We start from the raw sequence: 17220 nt of genomic DNA on the forward strand, positions 1-17220 counted from the left end.
GTGGCTGCGCCCTCAGGATTTTGAAAGTAAAGCGGCGCTGCATTCGAGAGTAAACCATATTCTTGAAAATTATGGAAACCAGGTGTTTTCCATCCTGTTCTCAATCAAATAAATGTATGACTAAATATGACCCACTACTTAGTAATGTATAATTCTCCCATTACCGCCTTGTCCTCACTCTACTACCACCTCACAGCCACAGTTGGAAAAAATATTTACAGCAATACCTTAACAGGTAATGTTACTATACTGAAAATTTTGTTTTTTTTGATGTCCTTAATTGCCATTTCTGATTCCCTTTAAAGCTGTTTTATCGGTTCTACTCATTCTGAATGGGAAAGGGGGAAGCGGCCAATTCAAAGGAGATAGCTGAATATTTTCTGAAATTATGATTTTCTCTGGTGCAAGTTCGATTGCTAACGCCCTCCCTTTTTTATCTTCCTCAGCCGGAGCTACGTCTTTGATTAAATAAGCTTGTGCCAGGTTTTCTCCAATATTTTTCTCGAATGCATCTTTGATACGAGATTTCTTTTCATTAAAACTATTATTAACCGTACTAATAAGTTCATCGATTCTTTCAAGCATTTCTTTTAAGGGCAAATGTTCATTACTGATAAATTGGGTATGTCTTTCATGACCACTTACTACTAAATAAATTTTTAAAAGTTCCTCTCGATAATTCAGAAGTTCTGTTCGACTTACTCCTCTTTTATTATTTTTTCTTTGTAAAAGGTAAAAGAGATACAAAGTCTTCATTAAAGGATTCATAGGAATTTCCAAATTATCCAACTCTGGAAAAATGATCTGCCTGCGGCTATTCACCTTTATTATCCCTTCCCAATTGGCCCAGTCAAAACTTTCAAGATACTTCATTCTTTTCCTTAATCCTTCAAATGCTTCTGAGGCAGCATTTACAATATGTCTTTGTACTCCGCAATCCATTAATCGTTGCATACAGTCCTTACAGATATCAGCTGTCCTCATTTTCATTGCTATATCAGGTTTATGGCCGCAAAAATCATTCATACAGCCTCTCGTTATCATGTGTATACATTTTTCAGTACGCATATTGGCTATATTTAAATTCATAGCCTGCTGAAGACAATTAGCAATGATTTCATGAGCAACCGGAAATTTGTGATGGCAATTTTTGAAATAAGGCTCCCAATCGTCTGTATCAATAAAAATATTGCGGCTCTTATCAAATGAACTAAACCAATTTAGCTCATTCTTTTTAGTAGTTAGCAGCACTACTACCTCATTATCAGGTATGTTATTTTGTTTGCGGTAGTGCTTGCAAAGACCAAAAAGAATATCCCAGGGCACCATGGTTTTATATTCCTGTGTATCGGGTTCCTCTCTATCCTGAGACCAGAAATAAAAAAGGACTTCATCCGGGAATTGGTAGGGTTCTACCCTCTTAAAATTCCAGCCAGGCATTTGGAAAGAATCCAGGAGATCGGCAACTGCACCAAAATGTTCTTCTCTATAATCAGGGGCCCGAAGGAGATGTACGTTCATAATTTTTATAAATTAAGTGAGTAAAGTACAATAAAGCCGGAAAAAGCCGGACGACCAAAAAAATTTATCTAACGGTCGTTTTTAGGCCAAAAGCCTCAAATGCTATATTTAATCAATAGTGCAGACTGCCTTTTCTATAGTACAATAATTTTCCAGCTTCACCTCCTCAATCTGCCCAAACAAATCCTGCACAAATCCATTAATCGGGGTTTAAGTCTCAGTCGCCAGCATAGGAGCGAAGCTCACCACTCCATTTATTTTCCTAAGCCAGAAGAAGGTCAATCCTTTTTCTACAACCAGCTTAACCCTGGCCTCGGATGTGTCTTACCTAAGCACCCCCAGTAGGGTCCAGGTAGAGCGTCAAAATCTTAAAAAATGCCGTTGATGATACCCTCTTGACCGACCGGGTGGTGTCGCTGTTCGCAGGATTATAAAGGTTGTAAACAGGAATCTGGTGAATATTCATAAAGTGGGCTCCTTTGGTGAACAAGATATTTTTGACTTGACAAAGGTGCCAAATTGTATCTATTCCACTACCCTCCTTGCAAGCTTGCAGTTTGTAGTTCTTAAACCAGCTATTTGCTTGTTTTGTCACATCCTTATCCCCCAATAAGCCTTTATAAAATAGACAATTAAAATCTTAAATCAAACCCATGCTATGGAAAAAAAGATGCAGGAAGCAATCGAAGGTACCGTAGATATAAGGTATCTGTGCACGTATGATCACATAGATGCTGGCGAGTATGTGGCCATACTCTACAATCAGCGGAATCGGCAGGTCCCCTGTCAGTTCGTCAATGGAGAAACAGGAGCGGCTGATACTGTTCAATTTCTGTTTTCGTATCCCTGGTATAGAATCAAATCTCAGATTAGGATTGACTTTCAGCAGAAGGGGATAGTTTTCGACTGGCCGGGAATGAATTACTATGAAGTTAAACGCAGTGCTCTGGCGGACGGAGGTTTTGAAGTACGGGCTAATCTATATGTGCAAAAGAATCCGGATGCCTACATGGATATGTTTTCTATTACAATAACAATTCCCGGTCACCGTCCACCAGAATTTGAGGAGTTCGACCTGGAAAAGCTTCGCGATGAACTCCAAAAGAAATTTTTAGAAGATCACCCTGAATATGTTTAAAACTTTAAAACGACCAACTACTATGGACTTTCTTGAAAAATTAACTAAAGACGACATCCTGCACGGCCAATTCCCGCTACTGGAGATTTTAGATAATTCCTTCTACTACCCGGCTTGCGGTCTGGACGGCAGAGTAGTCAAATGGTACGCCCGGCATATTCAAAGCTTTATTTACTGCGATTATGCCATTAGCAAGGAGCGGTTTCTGTTAGAAATGGAAAATTTCATGGGCTACACTGTTTTCGGGCACCGTTCTGTACAGCAGCAGGAACTGGTCCCTAATGGCTGGTACCCAGTGCTACCCAGAGGGGCTGGTAACTTCAGGAAGTATGAGCATGTATGGGAAAAGCCTTTTTGCCATTGGGTAGTCTATGAGCGCAATGCTGAATTGGGTGAGGAGCATGGTCCTAAGCGATTTAGCCTGCTATTTATTTGTGGGGAGGGTGTAGCAACTTACCAGGCACTGTATCATACAAATCGAACATCTGCTAAAGCAGTAGCGATTATTCGGCCTGGGACGGGCTTTGGCTTTAACTGGACTAATTTCTACGAAGCTGAAAAGCCTCTTTACCAGGTAATGATGGAAAATCCATATGGCAGGCCAGATCTTGTCTTAGCAAGCACAGCTAATTTAAGGTGGCCGATGTATTCCTATTATGATGTAATCAGGACCCACGATAGGTTCACCGGGAACGTCACATTGTGGAAAAGTCAACATCAGGAAGAATATCATCTGGACTAGAAAGGTGCCTTTAAAATTACATCTAAACTGTACTACTATGAACTTCGCCCATTTTTTTTACCAGCAGATGCCGTCTTTACTACATCAGTATAGGGTCTTAACCAAGATTCGGGAGCGGCAGCCCGGCGATTGTAAGCATCACCATATACCGGCTAACCGCGCCTGTGAGCTGTGGTTTCCGGATAGTGATATATTTAGAAATAAGTACTTCTGGTATGCCTGGTACTTTGTGGATATTCTGGATCAGAATATCCATTCAAATTTCCCTCAAAATTACCCTCAGTATATTCAGAATATTGGCAGCCACTACCCAATTCCTATGAAAGGCGATGCTGGTTTTGGATGCTGGCGCAGGGTACCTCCTGCTTTTATTCTCTCAAAAGTTTTATTTGATGGGGAAGAGTGGACGAATGCCTGCCAGTTCTTCATTCAGGAGTGCGAGAACAGACTTCCAGGTATAGCTCATATTGAGTCTGCTGAATTCTTTGGGGCTTTATTGCAGGATAAAGAGTTTAACTCCCCCGGCATATATGGATTACCCCATGTTTCATTGCGACACGAAGAGAGGTTCGCTGAACTCATCAGCGCCCGCTACTTCAGCGAATCAATACGTGCTTTTGCACATGAGTAGTACGTTTTAGAATTTCCAACCCATTCACTTACACTAAATACACACTTATGAAAAAGACTATTATGCTCTGTGCCGTTGCTTTTTTATCAATCGGCAATACAGTACTGATGGATGGCCTGGGATGGGCCATTCAGCAAAAACATCATTATGCAGCAATCCGCGTTGGAAAAAAAGTATCCAGAGTATATGAGTCAGAGCGTTGCAAAATTGAAAAGATCGAGATCCGAAATAAATATTTGCTGGATGGTAGTGTAGGGATAATTACTATCAAAAAGGGGGCTATGGATTTTGAGGTAACCCGAAAGGTACCTCCAGGTGCCGACTTTTATGTTAACACCAACTTCTTCACCAATCAGGGCCCTATTGGTGAGGTTATCATAGACGGTGAACGTATCAGTAAAAAAGTCACCCGCGGAGGCTTTTTCTACGTAAAAAAGGGACTGGTAAATGTTCGTAAAACGCGCCCGGAGGGTGTAAAATATGCCTGTCAATCCATTATGATGGGAATAAAAGGTGGTGCTATTAATACAGCCATAATAAAATCAAAGAGAAGCAGGGAAAAGATATGGCGCGGTATGCTGGGTGTAAACAAGAAGGGCGATTTGGTTGTCATTCACTCTATGAACATGGGGATGATTAGTATGAAGCAACTATGCGATATTGGTGTTAAAGCGGGCATAGTCAATGGTATCGTATTAGAAGGTGGGTCTTCTTTGGAACTGCGAATACACGATAGAGGGTATATGTATGAGTATCAACCCGTACCTACCCTGGTCAAAGCCATAGCCGGTATACATAAGCCTTTCGTATTTGTGGCAGGTAGCTATAGATAATGGATACTGAGAAATTTAAGGATATGTTCAAATAAGTGTGTGATTCTCTCAAACCTTTAAATTGAAATGTATTACAATATCAGCCGTAAACATTTAAGCCTGAATTACCTCAGTCCAATGCAGTAAGAGAATCACTATTTTTGTCCTTTATTGATGAGTGAATAGAGGTGTAAAGTTTGTAAATTGCCATCATGAATGCAAAATACAAACCATCTGACTACGAAATACTACGCCGCCGCTGCGTAGAGTTAAAGGAATCGGGCTGGAAGCAGAAGGACATCGCCTCGGCTCTTGGGATGACTGAGGGCTGGGTGAGCCAGACTTTGAAAAAGTACCTAGAGTTGGGGCCGAATGGCCTGCTGGCCCGAAAGCCACCAGGCTCCCAACCCAAGCTGACACCGGAACAACTCTTAAAGCTTGTCGAGGAGTTAAATCTTGGTGCGGCCCACCATGGCTTCCCAGGCCACATCTGGACGCGTTCCCGCGTCAATGAACTGATTGGCAGGTTTTTTGGCGTCACCTATGACCCAACGCAGGTGGGACGCATTCTGAAAAAGGTGGGGTGGAGCTTGCAGAAGCCCACCAAAAAGGCCCGCCAGCAAAGCGAGCAGAAAGTCCAGCAGTGGCGGGAAGAGACGGTGCCGGAATTAAAAAAAAGCCGAGGATGAGAACCGTGTTATCGCCTATGTCGATGAATCGGGCTTCTACCTCCTCCCCCTGGTCAGCCGCACGTGGGCACCCAGGGGTCAAACGCCCATCATTGAGGAGAAGGCAGGCAAAGAACACCTTAGTTTGATCGCCGCCATGACCCCTAATGGAAGGCTGTACGTCGGCGGGCAAGACAAGGCATACAATAGTGAGGGGGTGATCGGCTTTTTGGAGTACCTGTGCCGCAGGTACCGCAGCAAGGACCTGATTGTGATCTGGCGGGGCCGCCCTTTAGATTCGCAGAACAAAAGTTAACTATAAAAAGTACAGTACCAAAGAGCCGAAGGTATGAGCGGTGAACTATGGGGCCGCCTATTAAGTAGACTTATCGCCGGAATTAGTCCCTCATACCTTTTCATTGATTGGTTGCTATTTAGAATATTAAGCATTGGGCTTATGAAAGGGATTAGCATTTCAATGAGTTCGGTTATTGATGTTTCACCTGAACCAGAGATAAATATGAAAAAGCAATGGTTTGTTGGTATTGATATTTCTAAGGCCACGTTAGATGCTGCGGTCTGTCAGAACGATAATCCGGACCAGTTCCTCCACCGCGACGGCGGCCCGGCAGCAATTTTCTAACACCACCTCGGGTTTTAAGAATCTACTTTCGTGGCTCAAAAAGCTGGGGGCTAACCAAAACAACAGCTTTGTGGGCATGGAACATACAGGTCATTACACGCTGGCCCTATGCTTTTTCTTACAGGAGAGGGAAATAACCTACACGCTGATCAGTCCGCTGCAGCTCAAAAAGAGCCTGGGCTTGGTAAGGGGCAAAAGCGACCAAGTGGATTCAAAAAGGATCGCCCAATTCATTTGCCTACACCAACGTCTGCTTAGGCCTGTGCGACTAGCTTCGGACTGTCTGTTAAAACTGAAGAACCTGATGGCCTTCCGTGAGCGGTTAGTCAAGAGCAACGCCAGCCTCAAAAAGACTCTTCAGGACTTGAAAGACACATCCGATCTAATTGATAATACGTTCATTATCAAACTATCAGAGAAGCAAAGAGAGCTCGTTGAGCAGCAGATTAGCTACACTGATAAGCAAATTGAAGTGACCCTACAGCAGGATGAGCAGGTCTGGAAGCACTTCGAGTTGGTTAACTCCGTAGTAGGCATTGGTCTAGTCACGGCCGTGGCCTTCTTAATTCATACCCAAGACTTCACTGCCTTCGATAATGGCCGACAGTTCGCCTGTTACGCCGGGGTGGCTCCTTTTGAGCATATATCGGGCATTAGCGTCAAAGGCAAGACCAGAGTCAGCCCCTTAGCCAACAAAAAAATGAAAGCGCTGCTAAGCAATTGTGCCGCTGCAGCTGTTCAGCACGACCCGCAACTGAAAGCATACCGCAGCGGCGGCCGCTATCAAAGAAAATTAAATGAAGGAAAACCTAAAATGACCGTATTAAACGCGGTCAGAGCAAAGTTGATTAACCGGGTATTCGCCACCGTCGACCGCGGTACACCCTATGTTACTATTAAACACTATCCCCAAGCAGCCTAAATGTAAATCTTAAAAAAATAATATTGCCTATTACTTGTTTTGATCTTAGAATTCCGGCGGACGGCGCGACCATTCCTCGCAGTCAAGCTATCAAGGACTTTTTGGTGCGCAAGAAGGGGCGCGTACACCTAGTGGCCCTGCCCGGATACAGCCCGGAATTGAATCCAGTAGAGTTGCTTTGGAGTCAGTTGAAAAGAGAGCTCAAAAACCGTGTGTTCCTTAACCTGGAAGATTTGGCCGAAGCATTGAAAGAAAAAATTGAGGAGGTCAGAAGAGACACTGAATTGTTGGTTTCATTCTCTCAAAAGAAGGAGGTGGCTTTCTTTAAAGGCTAATTCACTTATCAATAAAAAGGCTCTCATACATTTATGAGGCCTTTTTAGGTTACTTTTTTTCGAATATTATAAAATTTCCAGAGTATTCAACTCTTAATTTAAATCTTCTAGTGCTTCTCTCTACTATTTTATATGTTTCTTTTTCGGGTAGATAGAATGTAAGCTCTTCATTATTTTGGTCATATGACCAAAATAACTCTGGCCACTGTTGACCTTCTACTTTAACATTATGAGTAAGGCCTCCATTTTCTGAAAATGTAATATAGGACGGAAAGGATCTGACGGGTTTGGTATTCACTACCTTACTTAACTCCCAAGTGCCGATGAAATAATCTGAAACATTAGGCATAGGTATCTCACTTTGCCGTGTACATGAAGTGAGAAAGCAAGAAACTGATAGAATTACATAAAATAATGTTTTCATGTTATATTAAAGGATGATGTGACCGATGGCAAATTATTCATAAATCGCTGTATTGTTGATACCGTTTGATAAATTTATCTTGTACTCAGCAGTTCACTTTTCGTTTGTGGTTCTGTAGGACATTATTGTTTATTAGTAAGTTGTTTTACTTTATGACTCCAATTCAATTCCCGGAAAGCCTGTTAGTGTGCCAGGTCCTCCATGTTAATTATTCTCATATCCTTTCCTCAACAGGTGGCATTTTTAACTAATATAGGACTGTCTTCTCCTCGCAAATACACGCTGGCATCTGCTCAGATGCGGTTTCAATGCAACAATAGATGATATTACCTGATAAAAAGGGAGGCGCTCGCAAGAGCAAACGGAACACTTAAAGTGAATAGTTGCATATGGTTCAGAGATATTGAACCCCATTAGACTCAATTATGATTAAAGCGACCTTCTCAGTATTACAAAGACTTCATTTAAAAATTAGGGACGGGGCGAAAAGTAGGTAGCCTTCATCATAGAGCTTTAGAGAATAGTAAGGGTTCTTTACTGTACAATTGGTAAATTGTAACCTGTTCTTCCTGTGCACTGTACCCTATCCGTTAGCCTTATGAAGCTACTATATATTCTTCCCCTGTTGCTGTTAGGATGCACCAGGCCGACAGTGGAGCCGGAAAGGCCGATTTCGGTTATAACCAGCTACAAAGGCGAGATAACCGAGTACCTGGATGGAGTACGCACCAATACTTACAAAGATGAAATTTTAACTTTTGAGCCTTACGGTGAAAATAAGGTTAGGGTTCAGAATGGCTTCTCGCAGTACCCTACCGAAGGGGTACTAAATGGTCATAAAGTCACCTTTCCCAAAATCACGCACGGGCAGGTGGTGGAATACGGCTCCTGCCTTTTCTCGGGTAATGATCACTTGAACGTGACAATTGAGTACTTCATTGAACGCCCCACTTCTTATTCGCAAAACCTGCAGGTCGTAAAACTCGCGGGTACACTTACTAAACTATAAAGCGCCGGCCTTTAAAGTTCATTAGTCCGGGTACCGCTCCATGGACCGCTAACCAGAGAAGTACTACTTCAAGCCGGATTTGGATGACATGGAGTAAGGGAAAGAGGTACCCCTCGCCGCTTGTATTTAATCAACTATATGAAGGCGAAAGATAGTCCGGAAGCAGGCTAAGTAGCCCGACTGGTAAAATAAGCTTCAGCACCTGACACTACAGGATAGTAAAAGTAAGTATCGGTTGTAAATAGCACTTATTATTGCAAAAATGTAACTTTAAGAATGATGCCCCGAGCTGCTGTTTTGAAAAAAAATCAGGAAAGGCCCAAGAAGTAAAAAAGGCTGATTAGGAGCAGCAGACTCACTAAATCAGAGGGAGCAGGAGGAATACCTTCCACCGTTTACATATCTTAGTAAGCTACTGATAAGTAAAAACAGGCACAAGAATATCTTCTTTTGAAAAATCCGGTTGCAATTAATCGAGACACTTATAAGCTTTACAAACTAGCCTATGACATAACTTAACTTTATAAAAAGAACAACCGGCAGTGAGCCACCACAGCCGGTTGAGATTCCCCGCCCGTATCCCGTATCAGAGATTCATCCAAAAGATGAAGCAGGGCTTTATTGTCTTATTTTTTACAAAACAAAACCTGTCAAAATTATGAACGAATTGCGACAATTACAATTTTATGGTACCAGGTACCACTTCACCAGAATACTCCTTTGTGCAGTTTTAGCGGTTATCATACCCGTAACGGGTGCCATGGCCGGTACAGCTCTTCCGGCTACAACCGTAGTGGCCATGACAGTAAGGGGAACCGTGACCGACGAAGCCGGACAAGGACTTCCCGGCGTGAGTGTAGTACTAAAAGGAACCAATGCCGGTACCACCACCAATGCTAGCGGTGAGTACTCACTGACCGTACCCGACAACGGCGGGACGCTGGTGTTTTCGTACGTGGGTTTTCTGACGCAGGAATTAAACATCGGTAGTCAGACCACGCTTAACGTACAGATGAGTACCGATACCAAGGCCTTGTCGGAGGTAGTGGTAGTGGGGTACGGTAGCCAGGTAAAACGAGAGGTAACGGGAGCGGTACAGTCTATTGCGGGCAAAGAACTCATGGATATACCCGTGTCGCAGGTAACGCAGAAGCTCCAGGGGCGTTTGGCGGGTGTTCAGATCAACCAGACTACCGGAAAACCCGGTCAGGGTATGAACGTCCGGATCCGGGGGCAATTGTCGGTATCCGGGGGTAGTGATCCACTGTACGTTATTGATGGTTTCCCGATTACGGGTAACATCGGGGCGTTAAACCCCGACGAGATTGAGGATATTACCATATTGAAAGATGCGGCTTCAACCTCATTGTACGGTTCACGGGCGGCCAACGGGGTAGTACTTATTACGACCAAAAGGGGCAAAAGCGGCCAGACCAACGTGAGCTTCAACAGCTTTGTGGGTACCCAGGTAGTACCCATGAAGGGGCGTCTGCAGATGATGGATGCGGTGGAGTTTGCTCAGTTCAAGAAAGAGTACTACGAAGACGCAGGCCAGCCAGTACCGGCTGAGTTTCAGAACCCTGCCATGTACGAAGGGAAAAACAACGACTGGTACGACGCCCTGCTCCGCCGCGCCCCGATCCAGAGCTACAACCTGACCCTGACCTCCAATAAAGACCGGCTCAATACCGCGGTAGTAGCCGGGGTGTTTAATCAGCAGGGGGTTGTATTAAATAATGAGTACAAGCGGTACTCGCTGCGTATGAACTCAGAGTATAAAGTATCGGATAAAGTTACCATTGGATTCAATATTGCTCCGAACTACGTATACGATAATACGCCAAGAACCGACGGTGATCGTGGTACAGGTATTCTTTTTAACGCCCTGCACACCTGGCCGGTCATGCCGATTTACGACGATAACGGTGAATTGACGAAATTTAACCGTTTTCCGTCCAGCACCGGTAACATATTTGCCTACGCCAACTGGGTCCGGGCCGCTGATGAACTGATCAACGAGACCACGAGCACCAACCTGCTCTCCAATGGTTATATGGAGTACCGCCCCCTTCCGGGCCTGGTACTTAAGTCGACCATTAACGCCGAGCTTCTCAATTCCAAGTTCTTTTTCTTTAACCCGTCTACGGCGACCAGTGCCATCAATACGCCGGTACCTACCACGGCGGTGTCGATCCGGGAATATGTACAGGACTTTGGCTGGCTGAACGAAAACCTGGCTACCTACTCGAGGAGTTTTAACAACCATAATTTTGAAATACTGGCCGGCTATACCAACCAGCGCTTCAGCCGCGAATCAAGCCGTATTCAGGCCGACACCTACTCGGACGACCGTCTTCCTACGATTCAGGGTGCTATCAATGTTAACCGCGGTGGTACCAACAGCGGCGTGCAGGAGTGGGCGCTGACCTCGCTGCTGTCCCGCCTGACCTATAACTTCAAAGGCAAGTACCTGTTTACGGCTTCTATCCGTCGGGATGGCTCCTCGCGCTTTGGCTCCGACAACCGCTGGGGTACCTTCCCTTCGGTTTCGGCGGGTTGGGTGGTCTCGGACGAAGACTTCATGAAGAGCTTTCAGCAGATATCGTTTGCCAAGCTGAGAGGCAGCATTGGCGTAACCGGAAACAACAACATTGGTAACTACACCCAGTACGCGCTGATCAATAACACCGTCAACGCCGTATTTGGTAACAACGTAGCCGCCGGTGCCGTAGTAACCTCACTGGCCAACGCCAACCTCGGCTGGGAAACCACCCGGCAGCTGGATCTGGGCTTGGATTTGGGCTTACTGAACGATCGCATCCAGCTTACCTACGACTTCTACACCAAAAATACCACCAACCTGTTGTACGCCGTACAAATCCCGCAGGAGTCCGGATTCGGTAACTTCAATGATAACATTGGGGAAATTAAGTTCTGGGGACACGAGTTTGCGCTGACCACCCGTAACACCACCGGTAAGCTGCAGTGGACCACCAACGCCAACATTTCCTTTAACCGCAACCGGGTGATTGCCCTGGCCGAAGGTATTGACCGTGTGTACGGCCAACATCACATAACCCGGGTTGGATACCCGTTCGCGCAGTTTTACGGACACCTGGCAGACGGAGTGTACATGAACGCCGAAGACCTGAAAAATTCACCGGTGGTTCCGGGACGTTCTACCGTGGGTAGTATCAAACTGGTCGATGTGAACGGCGATGGAGTACTTACCAACGGAGGAAACAACGATGACCGTACTATTCTGGGTACTCCATTCCCTAAATTCATTTACGGAATTACCAACAACTTCCAGTACGGCAAATTTGACCTGAGCATTGTGGGCTCCGGCTCGTACGGCAACCAGATTTGGGTACGACACCTGTACAGCACCACTAACCTGGATGGTGTGTTCAACCTGATGAAAGAAGTGAAACACCGCTTCCGTTCCGAACAAAATCCCGGAAAAGGATTCTTCGGAACCACAGTGGGAGGTGGTACCGTAACAGGTATCGAGCGCGACTGGCAAAATAGCCGTTTCGTGGCTGATGCTTCCTTCTTTACCATTAAGAACATTACGCTGGGCTATAATATAGGTCTTCAGAATAAGTTCTTCCGGTCGGCGCGGCTCTATGCTTCTATTCAGCAGGCTGTGGTATTTACCAAGTACTGGGGAGGCCCCAACCCTGAAACCAGTGCCCAGGGCAATGGACAAGGCGATGGGGGTAACCTGAGCCCCGGAATTGATTTGTCCAACTACCCGGTACCGCGTACCTCGAGTATTGGCATCAACCTGAATTTCTAGGCTACAGCCTGAGTACTTACCTATTTACTTTCCTAATTCTAAATAATAGATAGAATGAAAAAAGCACTCTTGTTTACCTGTTTTCTGAGCTTGGGGCTGGTCGGTTGCGGCGAAGACTTCCTGACCGTAGTTCCCGAAACGGCGCTCAGTTCGGCGACTTTCTTTAAGTCCGAAGCTGACTTTCAGCAAGCTGTCAATGGAGCCTACGTACCTCTGCGGGGGATCCACAACGGGGCCTCCCTGCTACTGAGCGAGCAGCACTCCGACAACGCCCGCTACGTCCGTAACATCCTGTTTGGGGCTACCGAGAACCAGGGTAACCTGGCCGATTTCAACGTGCCTACGGCTAATGGTATCACAACCAACTCTAACGTCCTGAACGTATACCGTCAGAATTTTCAAATCATAGCCCGTACCAATCAGATACTGGCGGTTATTGATAATGTGGAAATACCGACGGCTTCTAAAAGTAACCTCAAGGGCCAGGCGCTTTTTCTGAGAGCATTGGCCTACTTCGACTTAGCGCGTTATTTTAACACGGCCCCTCTTCATCTTACTCCCGTTTCGGAGCGTAGTGAAGCGGCGCAACCGCTAGCTACCGGCGAGCAGCTGTATGCACAGATCATCAAAGATGCCCAGGAGGCAGTGACCCTGTTGCCGCCAAAATCAACGCAGGAAGCGGGCAGAGCTACCTCCGGTGCGGCAAGAGCCTTGTTGGCCAACGTGTACATGATTCAGAAAAAGTGGACCGAAGCCGAAACGGTACTTAAAGCCATTGTGACCAGCAATGAGTATAGTTTAATGCCTGAATACGAAAATGCTTTCTCCACCACTGCCGGCAATAAGAACAACAAGGAGTCGGTATTTGAAGTACAGTTTTTAGAGGGATCACAGGGCCTCAACGGAAGCTTTGTGTACAGTATGCTGCCTGCTCCCATGGCCCCCAATGAGCTGGTAACCATTACGGGTACCTCTAACCCGCAGCCCATTACCGGCGAAGGAAATAATGTCCCAACACCGGATATCATCGCGGCCTACGAGCCGGGCGATAAGCGCAAAGATGCCTCCATTGGTTTCATTACCCTCTCGGGCGCTTTGCACAAGGACAAGGTATTTCCTTATATTAAAAAGTACGCCAAACCCCACTCGTTGCACGGTAACCACGGCATGAACTGGCCTATCTACCGCTATTCGGAGGTACTGCTGTTCCTGGCCGAAGCCCTGATGGAGCAAGGTAAAGCAGGCGAAGCTAGTACCTACCTGAACCAGGTACGTAACCGGGCGGGACTGGCCAACACCACCGCCTCTTCGCAGGCGGACCTGCGCGCGGCTATCTACCAGGAGCGAAGAGTTGAACTGGCTTTTGAATCAAAACGACTGCATGACCTGGTAAGAACCGGTCGGCTCACCGAAGTAATTCAGGCCTACGGAAACCGGGTAAAAGCGGATAAGGCGAAGTACTATTATCCGGAGGCCGGCTTTGTGCCGGGTGATGCCTTCACCAACCTGAGTCCCTACTACGGACTTCCGGCCGCTGAGGCGGATCTGAGCCCCCATTTCTGAAATTTGAAACAAAAAAATACAGATAGGTACTTTGAATTCGGAAGAGGAGCCGTTTCTCTTCCGAATTCATTAAAAAGGTAGAGTTTTGCCTCATTACGTAAATACCCGGCAGCAAGTATGTTCGGGATAGAAAAAGCTTTTATAGATACAACCGATTTGCCAGAAAATAACCCGCTGAAAACGTAAGGGTAGTAACACCTGAAAGCTGTCATTAAACGCAAGTAGGTACCAGTACCTGAATTTCCTAAAATCCAACCTATATGTTTAACAAGAAATCATCCACCAGCGCGACCGCCATCAAGTCCATGCTGGGTCTGGGAGTAGTATTGATCATGGGGGCTGCCTATACCCAGATCAACAAAACCCAGCCTGCTCATACCGGGATTGATGATCCGAAGGTAGAGAAGCTCAAACTCCAGCCCGGCTTCAAGGCTGAGCATTTGTACAGTCCGTCCGAGAATAAGCAAGGGTCGTGGGTATCCATGGCTTTTGATGACAAGGGCCGCATGATCGTGTCTGATCAGTACGGCGCTTTGTACCGCCTAAAGATACCTGCTATGGGCTCTGGTACAACTAAGCCTGAAGTAGAGAAGCTCAAAATTGGTAACGCCACCGACACCCTCGGTATGGGTACTGCTCAGGGGCTACTGTATGCCTTCAACAGCCTGTACGTGATGGTCAATAACCGCGTCACCGAATCCCTGCCCCGCACCAGCGGCTTGTACCGCCTGCAGGACACCAACGGCGACGACCAGTTTGACAAGGTAACTATGCTGAAGGAGCTGGTCGGTAACGGCGAGCACGGTCCGCACAGTATTATCCTGTCGCCCAATGGAAAATCACTGTACGTCATTGCCGGTAACCATACCGACGTACCCCCGATGGACTGGTACCGTCTGCCCAAAAACTGGCAGGAAGACAATATTTTTCCGCTTATTAAAGACCCCCGCGGCCACGCCAACGACCGCATGGCCCCCGGTGGATGGATCGCCAACGTAGACCCCGAGGGCAAGCGCTGGGAGTTGATCAGCGCGGGCTATCGCAACGCCTTCGACATGGCCTTTGACGCCAACGGTGACCTGTTTGTGTACGATGCCGACATGGAGTGGGACTTTGGTATGCCCTGGTACCGCCCCACCCGCATTGTGCACGCCACCAGCGCCAGCGAGTTTGGCTGGCGGACCGGTAACAGCAAGTGGTCCGCTACCTACCCCGACAACCTGCCTCCGGTTATGAACATCGGACAAGGCTCGCCTACAAACCTTTTGCATACCCGCGACGCCAAGTTTCCGGCCAAATACAAGAACGCGCTGCTGGCCTTTGACTGGAGCTTTGGTATTGTACATACCATCCTGCTGAAGCCCTCGGGCTCAACCTTTACGGCCGACCACGAAGAGTTCCTATCGGGCATACCCCTGCCGCTGACGGATGGCGCAATCGGGCCTGATGGTGCTCTGTACTTCCTGACCGGAGGCCGTCGCCTTGAGTCGGACCTGTACCGCGTGTATTATGACGGTAAGGAACCCCTGAATAGCTCAGTAGCTACTACCCCGATCAACGAAGCCAACGCCCTGCGCCGGACCCTCGAAAAGTACCACACAGGTGGTCCCGACAAAGACGCCATTGCAGCCGCCTGGCCGCACCTCAACCATCCTGACCGCTTTATTCGCTATGCGGCACGTCTGGCCGTAGAGCACCAGCCGGTAGCCGAGTGGCAGGCCAGAGCCCTGGCCGAAAAAGACCCAGTGCGCCTGACTAATGCCATGATTGCCCTGGCCCGTCAGGGAACGCCTGAGCAGAAAAACGCGATGCTGAAAGCGTTGACTACCATCAACTACGCTTCCTTAAGCGAGCCCCAGCAGGTAGATGTTTTGCGGGCGTTTGAACTGGTGTTTGTCCGCATGGGCCAGCCCGACGCGGCCACCAAATCGCAGATAATTGCGTACCTGAACCCCAAGTACCCCGCCAAATCAGCCGAGTTGAACCGTTTGTTCAGTAAGGTACTGGTGTTTGTAGAAGCCCCCGGCGTGATTCCTAAAACCCTGGCGCTGCTCGAGAGTAAAGAACAACCCGGTGCCGCTACCTCCGGAGGCGTTACCGCTACTTCTTCCGCTGAACTAATCATGCGTAACCCGCAGTACGGACTGGATATCGCTGGTATGCTCGAGAAGATGCCTCCGGCCCAGCAAACCTACCTGGCTACCTCCCTGAGCGCCGCCAAAACCGGCTGGACACCGGAGCTGCACGATCGCTACTTCAAGTGGTACCGCAAGGCGTTCAACTACCAAGGAGGGCGCAGCTACATCGGGTTTATTGATAAAGCCCGCAAAATGGCGCTGAAGAATGTACCTGAAGCCAAACTGGCTCAATACGACAAGCTATCGGGGGGTGATCTGCTGACCCAAAATGGTAACGACCTGGCAAAAGCTGTGTACCCCAAAGGCCCCGGCCGGAGATGGGAGCTGGAGACGGCAGTGGCCGCGGTGGACGGAAAGCTGACGGGGCGCAACTTTGAGCAGGGTAAAGCCATGTACAACGCCATTACCTGCGGTCGCTGCCACGCGATTGGGGGCGAAGGTGGGAACATAGGTCCGGAGCTTTCTCAACTGGCTACCCGCTTTACTACGAAGGATATTCTGGAAGCAATCATTGATCCGCACAAAGCTGTTTCGGATCAGTACGCCGCTACCCAGCTGGTACTTAAAAACGGAGAAAGTATTGTAGGCCGCGTGACTAACGAAGACAAAACCACCTACTACGTATCACAAAATCCGTTTGCGCCGGATATGATCATGAAGGTACCTAAGAAGGATGTAGTTTCGAGCAAGTACTCGGCCGTGTCGATCATGCTGCCCGGCCTGATCAACAGCCTGAACGAAGAAGAGCTCAAAGACCTGATGGCTTACCTTACTTCCGGAGGAAACGAAAAGCACCCGGCTTTCTCGGCCGCCGCCGCTAAGCCACAGGGCGGAAGATAGTAACGCAAAAAAGGACAGAACTTCCAGCGAGT

At 47.2% G+C, this 17220-nt stretch carries 15 protein-coding genes; 13 read left to right on the forward strand and 2 right to left on the reverse strand.

Features of this window, described 5'->3' with window-relative positions; genetic code table 11:
* Positions 1-276 precede the first annotated feature (276 nt).
* Positions 277-1521 (reverse strand): hypothetical protein, encoded by a 1245-nt coding sequence (locus tag VGN67_RS01280; RefSeq protein ID WP_327484947.1) that lies wholly within the window; start codon positions 1519-1521, stop codon positions 277-279.
* A 658-nt stretch (positions 1522-2179) separates the two neighbouring features.
* On the opposite strand from VGN67_RS01280, the gene VGN67_RS01285 reads away from it, so the two are divergent.
* The 9 genes from VGN67_RS01285 to VGN67_RS01320 all read left to right on the forward strand — a co-directional run bounded on the left by VGN67_RS01285 (position 2180) and on the right by VGN67_RS01320 (position 7412).
* On the forward strand, positions 2180-2659 hold the full coding sequence (locus VGN67_RS01285) for a hypothetical protein (RefSeq protein ID WP_327484948.1): 480 nt from the start codon (positions 2180-2182) through the stop codon (positions 2657-2659).
* A 22-nt stretch (positions 2660-2681) separates the two neighbouring features.
* A complete protein-coding gene (locus tag VGN67_RS01290) occupies positions 2682-3401 on the forward strand; it encodes a hypothetical protein (protein WP_327484949.1) in 720 nt (239 codons plus the stop codon).
* Between the two features lie 37 nt (positions 3402-3438).
* On the forward strand, positions 3439-4032 hold the full coding sequence (locus VGN67_RS01295; RefSeq protein ID WP_327484950.1) for a hypothetical protein: 594 nt from the start codon (positions 3439-3441) through the stop codon (positions 4030-4032).
* Between the two features lie 47 nt (positions 4033-4079).
* Positions 4080-4865 (forward strand): phosphodiester glycosidase family protein, encoded by a 786-nt coding sequence (locus tag VGN67_RS01300; protein ID WP_327484951.1) that lies wholly within the window; start codon positions 4080-4082, stop codon positions 4863-4865.
* A gap of 191 nt (positions 4866-5056) precedes the next feature.
* Positions 5057-5533: a helix-turn-helix domain-containing protein gene (locus VGN67_RS01305; protein ID WP_327484952.1), complete on the forward strand. Its 477-nt coding sequence runs from the start codon at positions 5057-5059 to the stop codon at positions 5531-5533.
* A 49-nt stretch (positions 5534-5582) separates the two neighbouring features.
* Positions 5583-5828: a transposase gene (locus VGN67_RS24460; RefSeq protein WP_414717278.1), complete on the forward strand. Its 246-nt coding sequence runs from the start codon at positions 5583-5585 to the stop codon at positions 5826-5828.
* A gap of 141 nt (positions 5829-5969) precedes the next feature.
* Complete coding sequence (locus VGN67_RS01310) at positions 5970-6155, forward strand: hypothetical protein (protein WP_327485016.1); 186 nt, start codon at positions 5970-5972, stop codon at positions 6153-6155.
* Positions 6082-7077 (forward strand): IS110 family transposase, encoded by a 996-nt coding sequence (locus tag VGN67_RS01315; protein ID WP_327484953.1) that lies wholly within the window; start codon positions 6082-6084, stop codon positions 7075-7077. Before VGN67_RS01310 ends, VGN67_RS01315 begins: the two co-directional genes overlap by 74 nt.
* A gap of 23 nt (positions 7078-7100) precedes the next feature.
* Positions 7101-7412, forward strand: coding sequence for a transposase (locus VGN67_RS01320; protein WP_327484954.1), 312 nt, complete (start codon positions 7101-7103; stop codon positions 7410-7412).
* A gap of 49 nt (positions 7413-7461) precedes the next feature.
* Here VGN67_RS01320 and VGN67_RS01325 read toward each other — a convergent pair whose 3' ends face one another.
* Positions 7462-7836, reverse strand: a complete 375-nt coding sequence (locus tag VGN67_RS01325; protein ID WP_327484955.1) for a hypothetical protein — start codon at positions 7834-7836, stop codon at positions 7462-7464.
* A 598-nt stretch (positions 7837-8434) separates the two neighbouring features.
* Between VGN67_RS01325 and VGN67_RS01330 the strand changes: the two genes are divergently transcribed.
* The 4 genes from VGN67_RS01330 (at position 8435) to VGN67_RS01345 (ending at position 17188) form a co-directional block, all read left to right on the forward strand.
* The gene (locus VGN67_RS01330) at positions 8435-8845 is read left to right on the forward strand and encodes a hypothetical protein (protein ID WP_327484956.1); all 411 of its coding nucleotides are present in this window, start codon (positions 8435-8437) and stop codon (positions 8843-8845) included.
* A 760-nt stretch (positions 8846-9605) separates the two neighbouring features.
* Positions 9606-12647: a TonB-dependent receptor gene (locus VGN67_RS01335; RefSeq protein ID WP_327485012.1), complete on the forward strand. Its 3042-nt coding sequence runs from the start codon at positions 9606-9608 to the stop codon at positions 12645-12647.
* Between the two features lie 54 nt (positions 12648-12701).
* The gene (locus VGN67_RS01340; protein WP_327484957.1) at positions 12702-14210 is read left to right on the forward strand and encodes a RagB/SusD family nutrient uptake outer membrane protein; all 1509 of its coding nucleotides are present in this window, start codon (positions 12702-12704) and stop codon (positions 14208-14210) included.
* A 260-nt stretch (positions 14211-14470) separates the two neighbouring features.
* Positions 14471-17188 (forward strand): c-type cytochrome, encoded by a 2718-nt coding sequence (locus tag VGN67_RS01345; RefSeq protein WP_327484958.1) that lies wholly within the window; start codon positions 14471-14473, stop codon positions 17186-17188.
* Positions 17189-17220 lie beyond the last annotated feature (32 nt).

This window comes from Telluribacter sp., assembly GCF_035998675.1.
Classification (GTDB): domain Bacteria; phylum Bacteroidota; class Bacteroidia; order Cytophagales; family Spirosomataceae; genus Telluribacter.